The sequence below is a fragment of the Methylobacterium sp. J-090 genome, from assembly GCF_022829345.1.
Taxonomy (GTDB): Bacteria; Pseudomonadota; Alphaproteobacteria; order Rhizobiales; family Beijerinckiaceae; genus Methylobacterium.
Genome location: NZ_JAKSXV010000080.1, coordinates 18,389 through 37,336, shown reverse-complemented (window position 1 = coordinate 37,336; position 18,948 = coordinate 18,389). Strand labels below are relative to the sequence as shown.

The 18,948-nt window shown below is 69.5% G+C and carries 18 protein-coding genes; 13 read left to right on the top strand and 5 right to left on the bottom strand.

Features of this window, described 5'->3' with window-relative positions:
* Positions 1 to 37: 37 nt before the first annotated feature.
* Positions 38 to 1,585 (top strand): 2-polyprenylphenol 6-hydroxylase, encoded by a 1,548-nt coding sequence (gene ubiB, locus MKK49_RS12645; RefSeq protein ID WP_244028891.1) that lies wholly within the window; start codon positions 38 to 40, stop codon positions 1,583 to 1,585.
* 4 nt (positions 1,586 to 1,589) lie between these two features.
* On the opposite strand, the gene MKK49_RS12640 is transcribed toward ubiB, so the two are convergent.
* Positions 1,590 to 1,961, bottom strand: coding sequence for an antibiotic biosynthesis monooxygenase family protein (locus tag MKK49_RS12640; RefSeq protein WP_244028889.1), 372 nt, complete (start codon positions 1,959 to 1,961; stop codon positions 1,590 to 1,592).
* A gap of 68 nt (positions 1,962 to 2,029) precedes the next feature.
* On the opposite strand from MKK49_RS12640, the gene MKK49_RS12635 reads away from it, so the two are divergent.
* The 6 genes from MKK49_RS12635 to MKK49_RS12610 all read left to right on the top strand — a co-directional run bounded on the left by MKK49_RS12635 (position 2,030) and on the right by MKK49_RS12610 (position 8,248).
* Positions 2,030 to 2,527, top strand: a complete 498-nt coding sequence (locus MKK49_RS12635; RefSeq protein WP_244028887.1) for a MarR family winged helix-turn-helix transcriptional regulator — start codon at positions 2,030 to 2,032, stop codon at positions 2,525 to 2,527.
* A gap of 244 nt (positions 2,528 to 2,771) precedes the next feature.
* Positions 2,772 to 3,674, top strand: a complete 903-nt coding sequence (locus tag MKK49_RS12630) for an alpha/beta hydrolase (RefSeq protein WP_279595504.1) — start codon at positions 2,772 to 2,774, stop codon at positions 3,672 to 3,674.
* A complete protein-coding gene (locus MKK49_RS12625; protein ID WP_244028883.1) occupies positions 3,644 to 4,792 on the top strand; it encodes an OpgC family protein in 1,149 nt (382 codons plus the stop codon). Before MKK49_RS12630 ends, MKK49_RS12625 begins: the two co-directional genes overlap by 31 nt.
* Before the next feature lie 78 nt (positions 4,793 to 4,870).
* Complete coding sequence (locus MKK49_RS12620) at positions 4,871 to 6,643, top strand: pyrroloquinoline quinone-dependent dehydrogenase (protein WP_244028881.1); 1,773 nt, start codon at positions 4,871 to 4,873, stop codon at positions 6,641 to 6,643.
* A gap of 61 nt (positions 6,644 to 6,704) precedes the next feature.
* A complete protein-coding gene (locus MKK49_RS12615; protein ID WP_244028880.1) occupies positions 6,705 to 7,121 on the top strand; it encodes an acyl-CoA thioesterase in 417 nt (138 codons plus the stop codon).
* Complete coding sequence (locus MKK49_RS12610) at positions 7,118 to 8,248, top strand: endo-1,4-beta-xylanase (RefSeq protein WP_244028878.1); 1,131 nt, start codon at positions 7,118 to 7,120, stop codon at positions 8,246 to 8,248. Before MKK49_RS12615 ends, MKK49_RS12610 begins: the two co-directional genes overlap by 4 nt.
* A gap of 13 nt (positions 8,249 to 8,261) precedes the next feature.
* On the opposite strand, the gene MKK49_RS12605 is transcribed toward MKK49_RS12610, so the two are convergent.
* Both MKK49_RS12605 and MKK49_RS12600 read right to left on the bottom strand, forming a co-directional pair.
* Positions 8,262 to 9,170 (bottom strand): alpha/beta hydrolase, encoded by a 909-nt coding sequence (locus tag MKK49_RS12605; protein ID WP_244028876.1) that lies wholly within the window; start codon positions 9,168 to 9,170, stop codon positions 8,262 to 8,264.
* Positions 9,171 to 9,265: 95 nt separating this feature from the next.
* On the bottom strand, positions 9,266 to 10,252 hold the full coding sequence (locus MKK49_RS12600; protein WP_244028874.1) for a lytic transglycosylase domain-containing protein: 987 nt from the start codon (positions 10,250 to 10,252) through the stop codon (positions 9,266 to 9,268).
* A gap of 66 nt (positions 10,253 to 10,318) precedes the next feature.
* Between MKK49_RS12600 and MKK49_RS12595 the strand changes: the two genes are divergently transcribed.
* From MKK49_RS12595 to upp, 6 genes are all read left to right on the top strand, one after another.
* Positions 10,319 to 11,947, top strand: coding sequence for an ABC transporter ATP-binding protein (locus MKK49_RS12595; RefSeq protein WP_244028872.1), 1,629 nt, complete (start codon positions 10,319 to 10,321; stop codon positions 11,945 to 11,947).
* An 8-nt stretch (positions 11,948 to 11,955) separates the two neighbouring features.
* A complete protein-coding gene (locus tag MKK49_RS12590; RefSeq protein WP_244028870.1) occupies positions 11,956 to 13,173 on the top strand; it encodes a phosphopentomutase in 1,218 nt (405 codons plus the stop codon).
* Positions 13,174 to 13,194: 21 nt separating this feature from the next.
* Positions 13,195 to 13,380, top strand: a complete 186-nt coding sequence (locus MKK49_RS12585) for a DUF1192 domain-containing protein (RefSeq protein WP_244028868.1) — start codon at positions 13,195 to 13,197, stop codon at positions 13,378 to 13,380.
* A gap of 161 nt (positions 13,381 to 13,541) precedes the next feature.
* Positions 13,542 to 14,180: a TetR/AcrR family transcriptional regulator gene (locus MKK49_RS12580; RefSeq protein WP_244028866.1), complete on the top strand. Its 639-nt coding sequence runs from the start codon at positions 13,542 to 13,544 to the stop codon at positions 14,178 to 14,180.
* A gap of 196 nt (positions 14,181 to 14,376) precedes the next feature.
* Positions 14,377 to 14,853 (top strand): DUF2852 domain-containing protein, encoded by a 477-nt coding sequence (locus tag MKK49_RS12575; RefSeq protein ID WP_244028864.1) that lies wholly within the window; start codon positions 14,377 to 14,379, stop codon positions 14,851 to 14,853.
* 154 nt (positions 14,854 to 15,007) lie between these two features.
* Positions 15,008 to 15,679, top strand: a complete 672-nt coding sequence (gene upp, locus MKK49_RS12570; RefSeq protein WP_244028862.1) for a uracil phosphoribosyltransferase — start codon at positions 15,008 to 15,010, stop codon at positions 15,677 to 15,679.
* Positions 15,680 to 15,838: 159 nt separating this feature from the next.
* Here the strand turns inward: upp and MKK49_RS12565 are convergent, their stop codons facing one another.
* Positions 15,839 to 16,846: a glycosyl hydrolase family 8 gene (locus MKK49_RS12565; RefSeq protein ID WP_244028860.1), complete on the bottom strand. Its 1,008-nt coding sequence runs from the start codon at positions 16,844 to 16,846 to the stop codon at positions 15,839 to 15,841.
* Positions 16,847 to 16,953: 107 nt separating this feature from the next.
* Positions 16,954 to 18,897: a glycosyltransferase gene (locus MKK49_RS12560; RefSeq protein ID WP_244028858.1), complete on the bottom strand. Its 1,944-nt coding sequence runs from the start codon at positions 18,895 to 18,897 to the stop codon at positions 16,954 to 16,956.
* Between the last annotated feature and the right edge of the window lie 51 nt (positions 18,898 to 18,948).

Here is an 18,948-nt window from a genome sequence, read left to right as displayed (position 1 = left end):
ACGGATCGGGGCGAGACCGAGATCGGCGGCGCGCCTGATGCTCCGCTCCCTTTTCCGCGGCGCCCGTGTGGGCTTCGTCCTCGCCCGCGAGGGTGGGCTGTCCCTCATCGATCCCCGCGACCTGCCGCCACATCTGCGTCTCGCCCTGAAGGTCGGGCGGATGCTGGAGCGGCCGGGCCTCGGCATCGGGGCCGGCCCCTTGCAGCGAGCGCTCACCCGGCTCGGACCGTCCTACGTCAAGTTCGGGCAGTTCCTCGCGACCCGGCCCGACATCGTCGGCATGAACGCCGCGCGCGATCTGGAAACCCTGCAGGACCGGGTGCCGCCCTTCCCGCAGGAGGTGGCGCTCCGCGTCGTCGAGGCCGCCTTCGGCAAGCCCGTGTCCACGCTGTTCGTCTCGTTCAGCCCGCCCATCGCGGCGGCCTCCATCGCCCAGGTCCACAAGGCGCATGTTCTCGATGCCGACGGGACCGAGCGGGTGCTCGCCGTCAAGATCATGCGGCCGGGGGTGCGCGAGCGCTTCCAGCGCGACCTCGAGGTCATGCGGTTCATGGCCCGCATCGTCCACGCCCTGTCGCCCGAGGCCGAGCGCCTGCGCCCGCGCGAGGTGGTGGAGATCCTGGCCCGCTCCGTCACCATGGAGATGGATTTCCGCCTCGAGGCGGCGGCCATGTCGGAACTCGCCCAGAACACGAAGGACGATGCCGATTTCCGGGTGCCTCGGCCCGACTGGGAGCTCACCGCCCGCGACGTCCTGTCGAGCGAGTGGATCGAGGGCATCCGCCTCAACGATCACGTCGCCATCGTGGCCGCCGGGCACGACCCGCGGGCGTTGGGGCGCGCCGTGATCCAGTCGTTTCTGCGCCACGCCATCCGGGACGGCTTCTTCCACGCCGACATGCATCCCGGGAACCTGTTCGTCGATCCGACGGGCACCCTGGTGGCGGTGGATTTCGGGATCATGGGCCGCCTCGGCCACCCGGAGCGCCGCTTCCTCGCCGAGATCCTGCTCGGCTTCATCCTGCGCGACTACAAGCGCGTGGCGCAGGTGCATTTCGAGGCCGGCTACGTGCCCGCGCACCATTCGGTGGACGATTTCGCCCAGGCCATCCGCGCCATCGGCGAGCCGATCCACCAGCGCAAGGCCGACGAAATCTCCATGGCCAAGGTGCTGACCCTCCTGTTCGACATCACCGCCCTGTTCGACATGCGCACGCGCACGGAACTGGTGATGCTCCAGAAGACCATGGTGGTGGTGGAGGGCGTCGCCCGCTCCCTCGACCCGCAGCTCGACATGTGGACCGGGGCCGAGCCGGTGGTCCGCTCCTGGATCGCCCGCAACCTCGGCCCCCTCGGGCGCATTGAGGGCGTGGGGCGCGCGGCGCTTACCATCACCGACGTGGTCTCGGACATCCCGGACCTGGCGCAGCGCCTGCGCCGCATCCTCGTGCGCCTCGACGAGGCCGGCACCGGCAACGCCGACCGCCTCGACGCCTTCGCCCGCGCCACCCGGCGGCGCGCCATCTGGTCCACCCTGGCCCTGTGGGCCATTGCCGTCGGTGCCCTGGTGATGGCATTCCGCTGAAGTCTCAGGCGTCGCAGACGCCGTCCACCGCCACGGGCCGGTACAGGTGCGGCGCGCTCACCGTGCTATCGGGATAGGCGGCGAGCTTGGCCTGGAAGGCCGGATTGGTGAAGGCCGCCCGGAAGTCGGCGACGCTGCGCCAGACGGCGTAGTTCAGGAACGTCGTGCTCCCGGCGATGCCGCGATGGAGCTGCGCCGAGACGAAGCCCGGCTGCCGCTTGAACCAGCGCGCGTCGTCGCCCCAGGCGGCAAGCAGGGCGTCCACGTCCGCCTCCGCCACCGTGAGCGTGTTGACCAGCACCACGGGCGCCGCGCCCTCCTCGGCGAGCTGGCGGCGGATGTCGATTTTCGGGTCGGCGTCTCTCAGGGTCAGCATCGGCCCGCTCCTTTGTATCGTATGCTATGCAAAAATACATAGCATACGATGCACTGTAAACCACCCTCATGTCCGACACCGATCCGCCCACCTTCCAGACCCGCTCCGCCGGCTACCTCGCCAACCAGATGGCGCGCCTGTTTGCACAGGCGCTGGCCGAGGCGATCCGGCCGATGGGCCTCGCGCCGGCACAGTTCATGGTGCTCCTCGAGCTCTGGCGCGAGGAGGGACTGGCCCAAACCGACCTCGTGGCACGGGCCGATGTCGAGCAGGCCACCATGGCGAGCACGCTGGCCCGGATGGAGCGCGATGGGCTCATCCTGCGCACCCCCCACCCGGAGGATAGCCGTGCCCAGGTGATCCGCCTGACGCCGCGCGCGAGAAGCCTCGAGGCGGACGCCGTGGCGGCGGCCAGGGCCGTGAATGGCCGGGCGCTGGCGGGGTTCGGGGAAGCGGAGGCGGCCTTGTTCCTCGCGCAGATGCGCAGGGTCGTCGTCGGACTTCGAAACGGGCGGATCAAGTCCACACGGCGGCGTGTGATGGCGATCAGCGAAACGGAACCGTGATCGAGGCGGCCATGGGCGCAGTTTCTCGGTTCGAGGATGCTCACGGGAAGCAACCGAGGGTTCGGAATTTGGACCGTGCCGCGTCGAAGGGAGTAGAGGCGAAGTCGACATTCGCCCCGAACACAGCCCGTTTCATCGGCTGGACGGAACAGATTCCCGACAGGCGCTTTTGCATCTGCGAAATGGTGTCCGGAGGGGCTGCGTGGCGAACGAGTTATCCCTGCCCGGTCGCCGCTCCGTCATCATGGGTCTCGCTGCGGCGGTAGCCGTCGTTCCGAGAACTCACGCGGCCGGAGGACTTGCCCGGCTGACGCTCTGGCCCGCTCAGCCCCCCGGCGGCGGCGGACCGGCCGGTGCCTTCGTCCAGGACGACAGCGGCGCGGTATCGAACATCTCCACTCCGACCCTGGAGGTGTTCCTTCCGCAAAAGCCGAGCGGCGCGGCGGTCCTGGTCGCGGGCGGTGGGGGATACCGACGCATCGGCCTCATCAAGGAGGCCTATCCGGCGGCCTACTGGCTCGCGGCGCAGGGCATCACGGCCTTCGTCCTGACCTACCGCCTCCCCAGCGAGAACTGGACCGACGGCCCCGTCGTACCGGTGCAGGACGGGCAGCGCGCCCTGCGGGTGATCCGCGCCAACGCAGGCCGGTTCGGCCTTGATCCCGGCCGAATCGGCGTGATGGGCTTCTCCGCCGGCGGGCACCTCTGCGGCATGATTGCGGCCCGCTCCGCCTTCCGCTCCTACGCGCCCGTCGACGCCGTGGACGAGTTCTCGGCACGCCCGGATTTCGCGGCGCTGATCTATCCCGTCGTGAGCCTGCAACCGCCCTTCGACACCACGAACACCCGCCGTTCCCTCGTCGGCGAGACGCCGACGCCAGAGGCGCGCGCGGCCTGGTCGCTGCACACCCATGTCGGCGCGGATTGCCCGTCGATCTTTCTGGTGCAGGCGGACGACGATCTGGTGGTCAACCCCCAGCAGAGCCGTATCCTCGACGAGGCGTGCCGAGGTGCCAAGGTCATGGTGGAGTATCATCGCTTCGCCGTCGGCGGCCACGGCTTCGGGATCGGAAACGCCGAGGCGTCCGTCGCCCTGTGGCCCCGCCTCTACCGGCTGTGGCTCACGAGCCTGTCGGTGATGCGCTGACCGGTCCCGACGCGATTCCGCCGGGCGCCCCGCCGCGCCAGCGCGACGCCCGGATCGACGTCATCCGGGGCTTCGCCCTGCTGACGATCTTCATCGATCACATTCCCCGCAATGCACCGGCCCTGCTCACCCTCCACAACTTCGGGTTCTCTGACGCGGCCGAGATTTTCGTGCTCCTGGCGGGCTACTCCGCGATGGTGGCCTATGGCGGCCTGTTCCAGCGGGCGGGTACGAAGGCGACCCTCGCGCGCATCGCGTGGCGCTGCCTGAAGATCTACCTGTTCCAGGCGGGGCTCCTGCTGGCGACGCTGCTCATGGTACGGGCCTGGATGGACCTCACCGGCCTCGTCCCGCGCTTCGGCGTGCGGGCGCTCCTCGACATGGGCCTGCTGCCGGGTGCCCTGCGCGGCCTCATGCTCAACGCCCTGCCGAACTACCTCGACATCCTGCCGCTCTACATCCTGCTGCTGGCCCTCTTCCCGCTCGTCTACGTCGGATTGCGGCGCAGACCGTGGGGCACGCTCGCCCTGTCGGGTCTGATCTGGCTCGCCGCGAACGTCGATCACAGGCTCAACCTTCCCAATGCGGCCGCCGTCGACGACGGCTGGTACTTCAACCCGTTCGCTTGGCAGTTCCTGTTCGTGATCGGAGCGGCCCTCAGTGTCGCGGTCCGGGCCCGCGGCGGGCTCCTGCCCCGGTATCCGATCCTCACGGCCGCTGCCCTGATCTACCTCATCGGGGCCCTGCTGCAGGCCTTGCCCTGGGCCGAGTGGGGCCTCTGGGACCTGCGGCCCCTCGCCATGACCGCTCCGGACAAGAGCCGCGTCGCCCCCTTGCGCCTTCTCCACATCCTGGCCCTCACGAGCCTCGTCTTCGCCTCGCCGGCCGTGTTGAGGCTCTCCGGCCGCCGATGGCTCCGCCCGTTCGACGCCTGCGGCCGGCACTCCCTGGAGATCTTCGCGGCCGGTTGCATGGCGGCCCTTGTCGGCCGGATCCTCTACCGGACCTTCGACCCGCTGTGGCCACTCCAGATCTCGGTCAACCTCGGCGGTCTCGCGCTGATGCTGGGCCTCGGCCTGGCCCTCGACGCGCGGGCGCGCCGCCACGCATTGCGATGAGTGTCTACCCGGTGCATCCGTAACGGCGCCCAAGCGCGCCGAGGCGTGCTTCAAGAAGAACGGCTCGAGGAGAACGCCATGGTCCGCCGCTCTACCCAACGGCTGCTCGCCGGTCCCCTCCTCCTCGCCGGCCTCGTCCCCTGCGCGGCCGAGGACTGGCCGATGTTCGGCGGCGACCACACCAATCGGCACTTTTCCGCCCTCACCGCCATCGACACCGGCAACGTGGCGCGCCTGCGCCCGGCCTGGATCTTCCAGACCGGCATCACCGGCTATTTCCAGGCCGAACCGGTGATGGTGGACGGCACCCTCTACGTCTCGACGACGCAGAACCATGTCGCGGCGCTGGACGCGAAGACCGGCGCCGTGCGCTGGACCTACGTCCACAAGGCCCGCACGGAAAAGATCTTCGGGCCGCCCTCGAACCGGGGCGTGGCCGTCTCCGATGGGCTGGTGTTCGAGGCGACCATGGACGGGCGCGTGATCGCCCTCGATGCCAGGACCGGCAAGGTGGTGTGGGATCACGAAGCCGTTCGCCCGGAGGAGGGCGAGTCGGAGACCGCCTCGGCGCTCGCGGACAAGCTCGGCGTCGGCGCCGGCGCCGTGCAGGGTTCGAGCCGGCTGGGCTTCAAGATGCCCCCCCTGGTGGCAAAGGGCCTCGTTATCGTCGGGGTGGCCGGGGCCGGCTACGGCCTTCATGTCGAGGACGAGAAGGGTGGCCTCGACGGCGGCGCCGTCGTCGGCATCGAGGGCGGCTACGGCCGGCGCGGGTGGCTCGCTGCCTACGACGCGAAGACGGGGGCTGAGCGCTGGCGCTGGTACGTCACCAAGGCCGACGGCTGGGAGGGCGGGTTCGTGGACAAGACCCCCGATGGGGTGCCGCTCCACCGCGACATCGCCGCCGAGAAGGCCGCCGCCCCGGCCCACAAGGACGCCTGGAAGGTCGGCGGCGGCTCGCTGTGGATGACCCCGGCCTTCGATCCGGCGCTGGGCCTCATCTATGTTGGCACCGGCAACCCGGCGCCGCAGAATTTCGGCCTCTCGCGGCCGGGCGACAACCTCTACACCATGAGCCTCGTCGCCCTCGACGTGACCACGGGCCAGCTACGCTGGTACTACCAGCAGGTGCCCCACGACGAGTGGGGCTACGATGTGGCGAGCCCGCCTTTCCTCCTCGACCACGCGACGCCGCAGGGGCCGGTGAAGGCCGTGGCGCAGGCCTCAAAGACCGGCTGGCTCTACGTCCACGACCGCACGGACGGGAAACTGCTGACCCGCTCGGCGCCCCTCATCGCCCAGAAGAACCTCTACGCACCACCGACCTCAGCCGGCACGGTGGTGAGCCCCGGGCCGCTCGGCGCCATCTCCTGGCACCCCGTCGCCTACGATCCCAAGGCGGCCACCGCCTACGCACAGGTCCGGCACGGGGCGACCACCTACGTGGTGAAGACCGTGCCGGCCTCGGCCGACCGTCCGGAGATCCGCTATACCGAGACCACGGAGGCGAAGGGCGAGCCCTCCTTCAGCACCCTCACGGCCGTCGATCTGGCCCGCGACGGAGCGATCAAATGGTCGGTGAAGGCGGGCAGCCGGCTCTCAGGGGGGACGCTGGCCACGGCTGGCGGTCTCGTCTTCTCCGGCGAGGAGGACGGGCACTTCGACGCCCACGATGCGAAGACCGGCGCGATCCTGTGGCGCTTCCAGTGCGGCGCCGGCATCGGCGGGCCGCCCATCACCTACGCGCTGGACGGCAGGCAATACGTCGCCGTGGCGGCGGGGGGCGCGTCCTTCACCAAGGGCTCGGGCTTCGGCACCGGGGACGCCCTCGTGGTGTTCGCGCTGCCGGATTAGTTTCACGTCACGCGGCGCACGGCTTGCGACGGGCCGGATTTCGCGCCACCGGATCGGCCGCATGACCCACGACACCGCCCCCCATCCGACTCATCAGCCGACCGACCGGGGACCACCGGTGGTGCGCACCATCGCCATGCCGGCCGACACCAACCCGGCCGGCGACATCTTCGGCGGCTGGCTCATGGGCCAGATGGATCTCGCCGCCGGCAACGTCGCGGCCCGGCGCTCGCGGGGCCGCTGCGCCACCATCTCGGCCGAGGCGATGACTTTCCACCGTCCGGTCTTCGTCGGCGACGAGGTCAGCATCTACGCCTGGATCGTCAAGGTCGGCCGCACCTCCATGCGCATCCAGGCCGAGGTCTGGCGCCGCGAGCGTGAGGGCGAGGTCACCATGAAGGTCACGGAGGGGCTGTTCACCTTCGTCGCCATCGGCCCCGACCGGCGCCCGCGTCCGATCCCACCGGAGGACGAATGACACCGACCCGCCGCGATTTTTTCGCAGGGGGTGCCCTGGCGTTCGCCGCCGCCCCCCTGTCGGCCGCGCCCCGGGGCTCGTGGGCGGCCGACAGCCTCAACGCGGCGGCGGCCCGGAAGGGTGTCGCTTACGGATCGGCCGTGAACATCACACCCCTGCGTCAGAATCTTGCCTACGGACGGGCGCTGGCCCGGGAATGCGGCATCCTGGTGCCCGAGAACGCCATGAAACTCGCCTATGCGTGGCGGGCGCCCGGCCCCATCGATTTCAGCTTCGCCGACGAGACCGCAGCGTTCGCGGAAAGCAACGGCCAGCGCCTGCGCGGTCACACCCTGGTGTGGCACGAAGGCCTCCCCGCCTGGGCGCTGCCCCGCATCGCCCGGGACGCCGAAGGTTTCCTGCGGGACTGGATCGGCGCCATGGCGGGTCGCTACCGTGGCCGGATCGAGGCCTGGGACGTGGTCAACGAGATCTGTGGCCCCGACAGTGGGCGCGCCGACGGGCTGCGGGCGAGTCCCTGGCTCACCGCCCTCGGGCCGCGCTACGTCGATCTGGCCTTCAGGATCCTCCACGAGATCGATCCGACGGCGGCCGGGGTCTGGAACGAGAACGACCTCGAACTCGACGCCGACTGGATCGCGCCGCGCCGGGCCATGGTGCTTCGGACCCTGGAGGGGATGGTCCGGCGCGGGGTGCCGATCCGGCGCCTCGGCCTGCAGGGCCACCTCTACGCCAAGCATCCCCTCGACCAGGACAAACTGCGCCGCTTCCTGCGCGACGTCGCCGGTCTCGGCCTCGCCATCGAAATCACCGAACTCGATGTGAACGACAAGGATTTTGCCGCCGATCTGCCGACCCGGGACCGGGCGGTGTCCGACCTCGCGCGGCGCTTCCTCGACGTGGTGCTGGACGAGCCCGCGACCCTCAGCGTGCTGACCTGGGACATCACCAACGCCAATTCGTGGCTCAACACGAATCCACAGCGCCGCCGCGCCGACGGCCTGATTCAGCGGGCCCTGCCCCTCGACGAGACCTTCAACCGCACGCCCCTGTGGCGGGCGATGCACCGGGCGTTCTCCGACGCGCCGGACCACCGTGCGGCGCGGGACCGGTTGCGACGGGGATAGACCGGCGCTCGACTCAGCGGTTCACCGTCCGGGCCGGAACACGCTCGCCGCCGGAATGCTGCCGGAGGAAGGCGGCCATCTCGGCCAGGGCCGGGGCCTTGGAGCGAAACGTCACCGAGAGCGCCAGCAGGGTGTCGGAATGGTCGAGCCCGGCATAGATCCGCTCCTGCACGGGCACCCGGGCCTCGCGCAGGCGGGCGGCGAGGCTGCGGGTGTTGCTCGGGCGCACGGTGGTGTCGCCGTCGCCGGTGGCGAGGTAAGCCGGGGGTGAATGCGGGCCGGCGAAGGTCACCGGCTGGGTCGCGGCCTTGTCGCGGGCCTCGCCGAAGACTTCGGTGGCGGTGCCGGCATCGAGCGGCAGGAAGTCGTAGGGACCGGACAGGCCGGCCACCGCCCGCACGATCTTCGGGTCGACGCCCGCCCGGCGCAGGTAGCGCGGGTCGAGCCCCAGCATCACCGCGTTGTAAGCCCCGGCCGAATGGCCCGCGAGGACGATCCGGCGCGGGTCGCCGCCATATTGGGCGATGTTGTCCCGGACCCAGGCGATGGCGGCCGCCCCGTCGTCGAGGAAGTCGGGGAAGCGGACCTCGGGGTAGAGCCGGTAATCGGGTAGCACCGTCACGAAGCCCTGGGCGGCCAGGGCCTGACCGACGAAGGCGTAATCCTCCTTGGTGCCGTTCTTCCAGGAACCGCCATAGAAGAACACCAGCACGGGGGCGCCGCCGGCACCCGCCACGGGGGTGAACACGTCGAGGCGCTGGCGCGGATGCGGACCGAAGGCGGCGTTGCGCAAGCTGAGCCGACCGCCGTCGTCACGCGGGCCGATGGCATCGAACAGCGCGAGCGGCGAACACGCCGTGACGCCGAGGGCGAGGAAGGCAAGACCGATGAGGCTGGCAAGGACGGTGAGGACCCGGGTCATGCATCTCTCTGAAGGCGGCGTCGCCTTCCTGTGACAGGGCGCACACGGCGGATTGATGGCGCAATCGCGGGCCATCCGGATCGTGATCGACACGCTTACGTGCGCAGGACCAAGCAGGCCCCGCCGACGCCGCGAATCCGGCCGCAAAGGGCGTCGGCGGCCGCGCGGCTCTGGGCCGGAATGCGGATGCGGTAGAAGGCCCGGGTGCCGCGATTGCGCAGGCGTGTGCCGATGATCATCGGCCGAACCTCACCGATCACGCTTGTGTAGAGCTTACGGGTGCGGGCGAAGCTCTGAAGGGCCAAAGCCTTGGAAAAATTGCCCGCGAGCTGGATGCCCCAGGGCGCCGCCGGCCCCTCGTTGCCGCCGATGGCGAAGCGGTCGCCGCGGGACGGGACGCGCAGGGCCGCCGTCACCTGAAGGCATGTTTTTTCGGAATCCGGCTTGGCTTCCTGAGACTTGGCCTCCTGAGACTTGATTTCGGCGTTGGCCTTCTTGCCCGCCTCGGCCTCGTTCGGCGGCATCTCGATGCTAGCGCCTGCGCGCCAGTCCTCCGCCGGGGCACCCGTGATCGCCAGGACGTAGTTGCGCGTCTCGCTCGGCAGGCCGCCGGTGCCGGCGAGCCACGCGGAGACTCGGCCGGGACCGCCATTGTAGGCTGCCGCCGCGAGCCCGAGATTGCCGAACTGACGGTTGAGATCGGCGAGCAGGTGGGCCGCGTGCGGGATCGCCTGCTCGGGGTCGAACGGATCGGTGAGACCGCGCTCGCGCGCCGTTCCGGGCATGAACTGCGCGATCCCCTGTGCGCCGACGGGACTGACGGCGCCGACGCGAAAGGCGCTCTCGCGCCAGATCAGGCGGGTGAGGAACGGAACGGGGAGGGCGCGGGCCTTGGCCGAGGATTCGATGAGCCGGCACAGGGCCTGCTCCACGGTCTCGCCCCCCTCCGACGGGGCCGCCGAGGCAAAGGCCGCGCCTGCGAGGACGAGCACGGCGGCGAGAAGGGCGGGGCGCAGGATGATCACGCACGGGGTTGTAGCGCGCGGAGGCGCGCGATCAATCGCGCATCGCCGTTCGCCCATCGCCATCGCGCGCGCTATAACCGATCGAAACCGTCTCGCCCCGGCTTGTTCCATGACGTCCACCCGATGACCGACACGCTGCTCGAGGTCCAGGACCTGTCCGTGGCCTTCCGCTCCCGCGAGCGCGAGACCCTGGCGGTGAACGCTGTGAGTTTCACCATCGCGCCCGGCGAGACCCTGGCGCTGGTGGGCGAATCCGGCTCCGGCAAGTCGGTCACGGCCCTTTCGATCCTGCGTCTCCTCGACGGCAGCGCCCATCATCCGGGCGGGCGCATCCTGTTCCGGGGGCGGGACCTCCTGACCCTGCCGGAGCGCGAGCTCCGCAAGGTGCGCGGCGCGGACATCACCATGGTGTTCCAGGAGCCGATGACGTCGCTCAACCCGCTCCACAGCATCGAGCGGCAGATCGGCGAGGTGCTGGAGGTTCATCGCGGCCTCTCGGGCCGGAAGGCCCGTACCCGCATCCTCGAACTCCTCGACCTCGTCGGCCTGCGCGACGCCGAGCGGCGCCTCGCCGCCTATCCGCACGAGCTGTCGGGCGGCCAGCGCCAGCGGGTGATGATCGCCATGGCGCTCGCCTGCGAGCCGGACCTGCTCGTCGCCGACGAGCCGACCACGGCCCTCGACGTCACCGTGCAGGCGCAGATCCTCACCCTGCTCGCCGACCTGCAGAAGCGCCTCGGCATGGCGATGCTGTTCATCACCCACGACCTCGGCATCGTGCAGCGCATCGCCACCTCCGTCTGCGTGATGCTGGAGGGGCGCATCGTCGAGGCGGGGAAGACGGCCGAAGTCTTCGCCCGGCCCCGGCACGCCTACACGCAACGGCTTCTCGCCGCCGAGCCCACGGGCCGCGCCAACCCGGTCCCGGAGGGCGCCGCCGAGCTCCTCGCCGCCGGCCCCCTCAAGGTGTGGTTTCCCATCCGCCAGGGGCTTCTCCGGCGCACCACCAGCCACGTGAAGGCCGTGGATGGCGTGTCCCTGCGGGTCCGGGCGGGCGAGACCGTGGGGGTGGTCGGTGAATCCGGCTCCGGCAAGACGACCCTCGGCCTCGCCCTCCTCAGACTGACGGGCTGCGAAGGCCCCATCGTGTTCCTCGGCCGCTCCATCGCGGGTCTGACGCCCGCGGCCATGCGGCCGTTCCGCCGCGACATGCAGGTGGTGTTCCAGGACCCCTACGGCTCGCTCTCCCCGCGCATGACGGTGGGCGACATCATCGCCGAGGGTCTGGTGGTGCAGGGCGCCGTGAAGGGCCGGGCCGAGCGCCAGGCCGTGGTGGCGGGCGCGCTCACCGATGTCGGCCTCGATCCGGCGACCATGGACCGCTACCCGCACGAGTTTTCCGGCGGCCAGCGCCAGCGCATCGCCATCGCGCGCGCCATTGTCCTCAAACCGAAATTCGTCGTCCTCGACGAGCCGACCTCGGCCCTCGACCGCTCGGTCCAGGCCCAGATCGTCACCCTCCTGCGCGACCTCCAGCGTGAGCGCGGCCTCGCCTACCTGTTCATCAGCCACGACCTCAAGGTGGTCCGCGCCTTGGCGAACCACGTCCTCGTCATGCAGAACGGCCAGGTGGTCGAGGAAGGCCCGGCCGAGGCGATCTTCTCGAACCCGCGCGATCCCTACACCCAGGCCCTGTTCGCCGCCGCCTTCGACCTGCGCAGCGAAACCATCGCCGACCCGGTCCCGGCCTGAGGCCTCCGATGCCGCGCGCCCTCCTCATCGTCCTCGATTCCGTCGGCATCGGCGGCGCCCCCGACGCGGAGTCCTACGGCGATTCCGGCTCGGACACCCTGGGCCACATCGCGGAGTCCTGCGTCGCCGGTCGCGGCGACCGGGCCGGCCTGCGCGCCGGCCCCCTGCGCCTGCCGAACCTCACCGCCCTCGGCCTCGGCCTCGCGGCACGGGGCGCCACCGGGCGCATTCCGCCGAACCTCGCCCCCACCGGCCCGGTCACGGGCGCCTACGGCCACGCCGCCGAGACGGCCGCCGGCAAGGACACGCCCTCGGGCCATTGGGAGATGGCGGGCGTGCCGGTGCGGGAGCCGTGGGGGCACTTTCCCGACACGGTCCCGGCCTTTCCCCGGACCCTCGTCGAGGACCTCGTGGCGCAGGCGGGGCTCCCGGGCATCCTCGGTGATCGCCACGCCGCCGGCACCGCGATCATCGAGGAACACGGCGCCGAGCACATCCGCACGGGCCGGCCGATCTGCTACACCTCCGCCGACAGCGTGTTCCAGATCGCCGCCCACGAGGAACATTTCGGCCTGGAGCGCCTCTACGAGACCTGCCGCGTCGCCCGCGACCTGTGCGACGCGTACCGCGTCGGCCGCGTCATCGCCCGGCCCTTCGTCGGCGCCCCGGAGACGGGGTTCCGCCGGACGGCCAACCGCCGGGACTACGCCGTCGAGCCGCCGGGCGAGACCCTGCTGAACCGCCTCGCGGGCCAGGGCCGCGCCGTGGTCAGCGTCGGCAAGATCGGCGACATCTTCGCCCACCGCGCCACGGGCCGCGAGATCAAGCCCGCCGGCAACGCCGCCTGCCTCGACGCGGCGCTCGCCGCCTTTCGCGACCTGCCCGATGGCGGCCTCGTCTTCCTCAACCTCGTGGATTTCGACACGGAGCACGGCCACCGCCGCGACGTGCCGGGCTACGCCGCCGAGCTCGAAGCCTTCGACGCGCGCCTGCCCGACATTCACGCGGTCCTTCGGGCGGATGACCTCTGTGTCGTCACCGCCGACCACGGCAACGACCCGACCTGGACCGGCACCGAGCACACCCGCGAGCAGGTGCCGATCCTGGCCTTCGGCCCCGGAATCGCGCCCGGACCCATCGGCGCGCGGCCGACCTTCGCCGATATCGGCGCCACGGTGGCGCGCCACCTCGGTCTCGCGCCCCTCGGGGCGGGCCAAGCGTGGTGACAGTTCAAGGAAGGATCGACCATGCGCGATGACGACGAGTCCCGGCCGCGCCCGGCCCACAGCCTCGGCGAGCCCCTCGACACCCTGTCGGTGGCGGATCTCTCCGAGCGCATCGCCCTCCTGCAGCGCGAGATCACGCGCCTCGAAGCCGCACGGGACGCCAAGAACGCGGCCCGCGACGCGGCGGGGTCGATCTTCAAGCTGTAAGCTCGGCCCTGTGGCAGACCTGCGTCGATGGGGCGGACTCTGTCTACTGATCGACAGAGTGGGGTCGAAAATTCATGGTCGCGTGCTAGGGGAGGGCTCCGGCGTGCAACCGTGCGGCGTCTCGCCCGTCATGATGGGGCGGACCCGATGAGGACAACAGCGTGCGACCCTGGCGCGAAGGCCCCGACGACCGGCGCAGCTACCATCACGGCAACCTCAAGGAGGCCCTGATCGAGGCGGCGCGCCGGTTCATCGCCGAGCGCGGCGTCGGCGGGTTCACCCTGGTCGACGCGGCCCGCCTCGTCGGGGTGACGCCGGCCGCCCTCTACCGGCATTTCCGGGGCCGCGAGGCCCTGCTGGAGGAGGTGGCGGGGCGCGGCTTCACCGACCTCGCCGAGCGCCTGGCGCGGTCCCTGGCGGCGAAGGGGACGCCGCTCGAGCGGTTCACCCGCATGGGGGAGGCCTACCTCGCCTTCGCCGAGGAGGAGCCGGGCTACTACGCGGCGATCTTCGAGACGCGAGGTCTGCCGGCCGCCGTGCCGAACCCGCAAGCCGGGCCCCGTCCGAGCCCGTTCGACCTGCTGGTGGACGCCCTGCAATCGACGTTTCCCGAAGGATTCGGCGGCGTCGCCCCGCGCTTCGTCGCCCTGGAGGTCTGGGCCCTGTCCCACGGGCTGGCGACCTTGGCCGCCTCCGGACATCTGCCGAAGGGGCCGGGCGTGCCCGACAAGTACGAGCTCCTGCGCGCCGGCGTCCTCGCCCTCGTGCACGGCGCCGGGACCCCGCGCGCCCGCGATTGACCGGCGCGCGGCCGGCGCGGCGCGCCGGTCCGTCCCCGCTGCGGAACGGCGCGGGCCCCCGGACGGAACGGCGCAGCCCCCCGAGGGAACGGGCGCCCGGCGCGCGCCGGTACGAATGCCGGGCGCGCGCCCCTTGAAAGCGCCGCGCCGCATCCGCAAGTGAATGTCGTTCACATTAACATCGGAGACGTGAGCCGTGAGTCTATCCTCCACTTCCCCCTGGGCCTCCGGCAAAACCTGCCGCAGCGGCCCGTTTCCCAAGCGCTCGTTCGAGATCGGCGCCATCGTGGTCGGCTTCCTCTACTGGTGGCCGGCGGCCCTGGCCTACGTCGCCTGGAAGATCGCCGGCTATCCGGCGCTCGGCGAGTTGCGGGGGCTGGCCAGCCGCGGCAGCGCCTGGGGCTCGGCCTGGAACACCGCCGGCACGACGGGGCGCTCGCGCTTCGCCGCCGCCTACGAGGCGGCCAACGGCGTCGGCACCACCGGCAACCGCGCCTTCGACGAGTACCGCAAGGCCGAGCTCGACCGCCTCGACGCCCAGCGCCGGGCGCTCGCCGAGGAGAGCCGCGCCTTTTCGGAGTATGTCGAGGGCCTGAAGCGGGCCAAGGACCGCGAGGAATTCGACGCCTACATGGCCCAGAAGCGCGCCGCCGATTCGACCCGCTCCGTCTGAGATTTTTTCGGAGCGCCATGACGACGGGGGCTTCCGGCCAAAAGCCGGGAGCCCCTTTTTCTCGGGGTCCGCCCGTCGCGGGGGATGCCCCGATGCGCTAAGGATTTTCGCCTCGGGTCCGCCTTTCGCCGATCCGACGGGAAAGACTCGGGCGATGCAGAACGCGGCGGGCCAAGGGGTGGACGGAGCGGCGGACGCGGCGGCGGTCCGGGTGGTCGACCACCCCCTGGTCCAGCACAAGCTGACGCTCCTGCGCGACCGGGCGCGCTCGACCAAGGGCTTCCGCCAGATCCTCAACGAGATCGGCATGCTGCTGGCCTACGAGGTGACCCGCGACCTGCCGCTCGAATCGGTGACCATCGAGACGCCGATCCAGGCGATGCAGGCGCCGCAGATCGCCGGCAAGAAGCTCGTGCTCGCCCCGATCCTGCGCGCCGGCACGGGCTTCCTCGACGGGATGCTGTCGCTGATGCCCTCGGCCCGGGTCGCCCATATCGGGCTCTACCGCGACCCCGAGAGCCTGGAGGCGGTGGAATACTACTTCAAGGCGCCCTCGGATCTCGCCGACCGCACGGTCCTCGTCCTCGATCCGATGCTGGCGACGGGCAACTCGGCGGTGGCGGCCATCACCCTCCTGAAGGCGCGCGGCGCCCAGGACCTCCGCTTCGTCTGCCTGCTCGCCGCCCCCGAGGGGATCGGGCACCTCCAGGCCAGCCACCCCGAAATCCCGATCTGGACGGCCGCCATCGACAGCCACCTCAACGACCACGGCTACATCGTTCCTGGGCTGGGGGACGCGGGCGACCGGATGTACGGCACGCGGTAGGGGTGGTTTTTTGGGGGTTGGGGTCCGCCATCGACGTCCGTGATGGGTGGATTTTTGTTGGTCCGCCGTCAGAATTGGCAATCGTAGGACCGGACCTTCATCCATCGGCATGCGTGGACGAAAACAGAATGGCTGCTTTCGAGATTTCGAGCTGTATCGTTACCGATACGCAAGTACGTATAGAGAAAATACACCTATAATCGTTGCATAATACGAGTCCTTGGCCAGGTCGGGCCCCGGCGTGGGAGCTCGGTGCTCGGCGCGCGCAATAACCTCGCCGAGCACCGAGAAGCCTGTGCCACCGAATGGTTCGAGGGGGGCCCCGGTGAGCAGGTCGATCACCTGGGGATGCCCTTCTGCGAGGACCGTCGAGAAGCCCTGGAGCCGCGCATCCTCCCGCGGGAAGGCCCATGCGAGGTAGAGCGGGATGCGTACGGCATCATAACCGAAGCGGGCCGGCTCCCGCTCGGACGGCGAGGGCGACCCGGCCACGGAAATCCAGTCGCTCGGGAGTCGGGCCGGTCCGAAGCGACTGGCCTCAAGCAGGTCGAGGCCGCCGTCGATGAGTTTCGTCCACGGCCCGGCCGGGTCCGCCGCGGCGAGCCGTACCAGTGCCGGGAACACCCAGTACGAGAGGTTGACCACCGGACCGTCGGCCCGATCCTCGGCACCGAAACCGACCGCGGCGGGCCGCAGGAACCGCTTCGGACCAACCGCGAACACCATGCGCTGCGCCACGGCGTCCGCGATCCGCCGGCCTTCGGCCGCGTAGGAGCCGTGCCAGCGCTCCCCCCCCTCGATCAGAGCCCAGGCGATCAGCAGATCGCCGTCCGTCGCGTTGTTGCGGTCGGTGACGTGGGGCTCGGCATGGGGGTCCCACCGCCATGCCGCGAGGCCGTCCTCCCGGACGAACAGAGTGTCGCGCGTCCACGACCAGATCCGGTCGAAGGCCTCACGGTTCCCCGAGAGCGCCGCGGCGAGCATGCCGTAGCCTTGGCCCTCGCTGTGGCTGATCCCGCCATTGTAATCGTCGACGACGCGACCTTCCGCGGTGACGAAGCGCCCGACGAACTCGGAGACGGCGCGCCTGAATGCTGTCGAATCCGGCCGCACCGCTTCCTCGCTCGTCACGCTCACGGTTATCATGACCCAGAAGAATGCCGCCATGGTGCAAAGCGGCGACCTGTGACGCCGACGCCGGACGGCTCGGAATCCGCGCCCCGTTCGAAAGAGCTCCGCGATCCTGCGGCGCGACCGTTCCAAGGTGCACTGCATCAGGCGAACATGCGGATGGCGACGCCCCGAAGGACATCCGTAAACGAGGTCTCCTCGGGAGCCATACGGTATCGGCCCGAGAACAGCTTCAACAACATGCGGTCGCGCAGGCCGGGCAGGGCATCGAAGGCGACCTCCACCTCTCCGGACTCGCCCGGTGTCACGCATCCGACCACCGGCCCGATGTCCTCGATGTACAAGGAGATGCGATCGCCGAGTCCGCCCAACGGCAATCCCCGCACGCGCGCGCCGCTCGGCCAGAGTTCGACGAGCCGCAGTGGCAGCCTCTCCTCGCCGACCTGTGCCCAGATTGGCTCCGACGTGTGAAATCGCTCCTCGGCCGATCTCGGCAGTTCAACACATGTCAGGCACGTTACGATCAGAACGATGACACTATAATACGTCCAGAACACCCAAGAGATGTTCCATCCCTTGCTTCCGTCATAGTCGATGTTGCCGACCACGTAGTAAATCAGGCTGGCGATCGTTAACGCAAGCATGATCGCGAAAGGTCGCATCATACCCCATTGAACGACGGTCCGGCTGCGGTCGCCGCCCTTGGCCGTAACTTTAAACTTCTGATTGCGCGAGCCAAACAGACCGATGCAGGTTGCTTTGATGGCCGTCGTTGCAATGAGGAGTTGGCTGGCGTCCGATAGGATTGGAAGACATCGCCCCCGCGAGATCCAGGGGTAGACGGCGAACTGCGCGATCAACGTCGGGACCGCATACGTGAGGATACCTTCGCCGTCAGTGTACAAGATCATGGCCCCTGTCAGCGCGTAAATAATCGGGGCCAGGAGGCAGACGATACGGAACGGGAAAGTCATTGCCCAGTACAGGAATGCATCAACGAGCGAGATGCGGTCGATCAGCGGCAGATTGGCCGAACCGCAAGGTCCCCAGGGACTGCGCAAGATCTGCATGAAGCCGAGGCACCAGCGTCCCCGTTGGGTCACGTACTCCTCCAGCCCCTCGGGGGCGAGACCCATACTAAGACGCTCGTTGAGGTAGACAGTCTTCCATCCCTGGGATCGGAGCTTGATTGACAGCAGCATGTCCTCGGTGACGCTCTCCGTCGGAAAACCGCCGATCGCCTCGACGGCCTTGCGGCGACAGATCGAGGAGGTGCCGCAACTGAACGCGGCGCCCCAGGCGTCTTTCGATGCGAGCAGGACGTCGAAGAAGAAGCGTTGCTCGTCCGGCCACCGGGTTGCAGATCGAAAGCCGTGCTGAAGGGGGTCAGGGTTGAAGAAATGTTGCGGCGTCTGTACGCAGCCGACACTTGGGTCATGGAACAGGGCAAGGGCCCTGCGCACGAAATTGGGCTGCACGACGAAATCGGCATCAAGAATAACGATGTAGTCTGCGGCATTACCGAGTTCAGCGACGTAGCGCAGCGCGTGGTTCATGTTGCCGGCTTTGGCATGAGCGTTGTCTGGCCTCGTGACGTGGTGTACGCCGCGCCGGGCGCAGAGTTCAGCGAGCCATTTTCGCTTTCCATCGTCTAGGACGAAGACCCGCACGGGGGCGTAATCTTGCGTGCAAGCCCCGAGGATCGTACGATCAAGGATCGCTTCCTCCTCATTGTAAGTAGCAATGAAGATATCGACTGCGGGCTGGTGGGCTTTGATCCAGTTCTGATTCGCTGTCGATTCATCCCGCCTGTCGAGCGTTCGGACGAGGAAAGCAAGGAAGAGCAGACCGCTGGTCACGCTCGTGAGTTCGAACGCTAAGAACACGTACGCCCAGAGTGCCGTGAAGGTGGTGTCGAACGGCGGCAACGTCTCCGTGAGGCGCCAGACGACATAGCGAAGCATCAGGCCGACGCACAGCAGGCACGGCAGGATTCGGCCGGCAGTCCGATTTCTGTCGAGAAAGGGCAGCACGATCGTCAGGAAGCCGAGCGTCAGCAGGCACGGCGCGAACGCAGTCAGGGTCACGGTTCTCGCTCCGCTTCGACGGGGGGCAGGACAGGCCGAACCGGCGCTTTT

Coding starts and splice junctions, on each gene's coding strand:
- MKK49_RS12595 (WP_244028872.1), top strand. CDS start 10,319: ATGACCGACACGCTGCTCGAGGTCCAGGACCTGTCCGTGGCCTTCCGC.
- MKK49_RS12635 (WP_244028887.1), top strand. CDS start 2,030: ATGTCCGACACCGATCCGCCCACCTTCCAGACCCGCTCCGCCGGCTAC.
- MKK49_RS12610 (WP_244028878.1), top strand. CDS start 7,118: ATGACACCGACCCGCCGCGATTTTTTCGCAGGGGGTGCCCTGGCGTTC.
- MKK49_RS12565 (WP_244028860.1), bottom strand. CDS start 16,846: ATGGCGGCATTCTTCTGGGTCATGATAACCGTGAGCGTGACGAGCGAG.
- MKK49_RS12600 (WP_244028874.1), bottom strand. CDS start 10,252: ATGGGCGAACGGCGATGCGCGATTGATCGCGCGCCTCCGCGCGCTACA.
- MKK49_RS12605 (WP_244028876.1), bottom strand. CDS start 9,170: ATGACCCGGGTCCTCACCGTCCTTGCCAGCCTCATCGGTCTTGCCTTC.
- MKK49_RS12590 (WP_244028870.1), top strand. CDS start 11,956: ATGCCGCGCGCCCTCCTCATCGTCCTCGATTCCGTCGGCATCGGCGGC.
- MKK49_RS12630 (WP_279595504.1), top strand. CDS start 2,772: ATGGGTCTCGCTGCGGCGGTAGCCGTCGTTCCGAGAACTCACGCGGCC.
- MKK49_RS12640 (WP_244028889.1), bottom strand. CDS start 1,961: ATGCTGACCCTGAGAGACGCCGACCCGAAAATCGACATCCGCCGCCAG.
- MKK49_RS12620 (WP_244028881.1), top strand. CDS start 4,871: ATGGTCCGCCGCTCTACCCAACGGCTGCTCGCCGGTCCCCTCCTCCTC.
- MKK49_RS12585 (WP_244028868.1), top strand. CDS start 13,195: ATGCGCGATGACGACGAGTCCCGGCCGCGCCCGGCCCACAGCCTCGGC.
- upp (WP_244028862.1), top strand. CDS start 15,008: ATGCAGAACGCGGCGGGCCAAGGGGTGGACGGAGCGGCGGACGCGGCG.
- MKK49_RS12615 (WP_244028880.1), top strand. CDS start 6,705: ATGACCCACGACACCGCCCCCCATCCGACTCATCAGCCGACCGACCGG.
- ubiB (WP_244028891.1), top strand. CDS start 38: ATGCTCCGCTCCCTTTTCCGCGGCGCCCGTGTGGGCTTCGTCCTCGCC.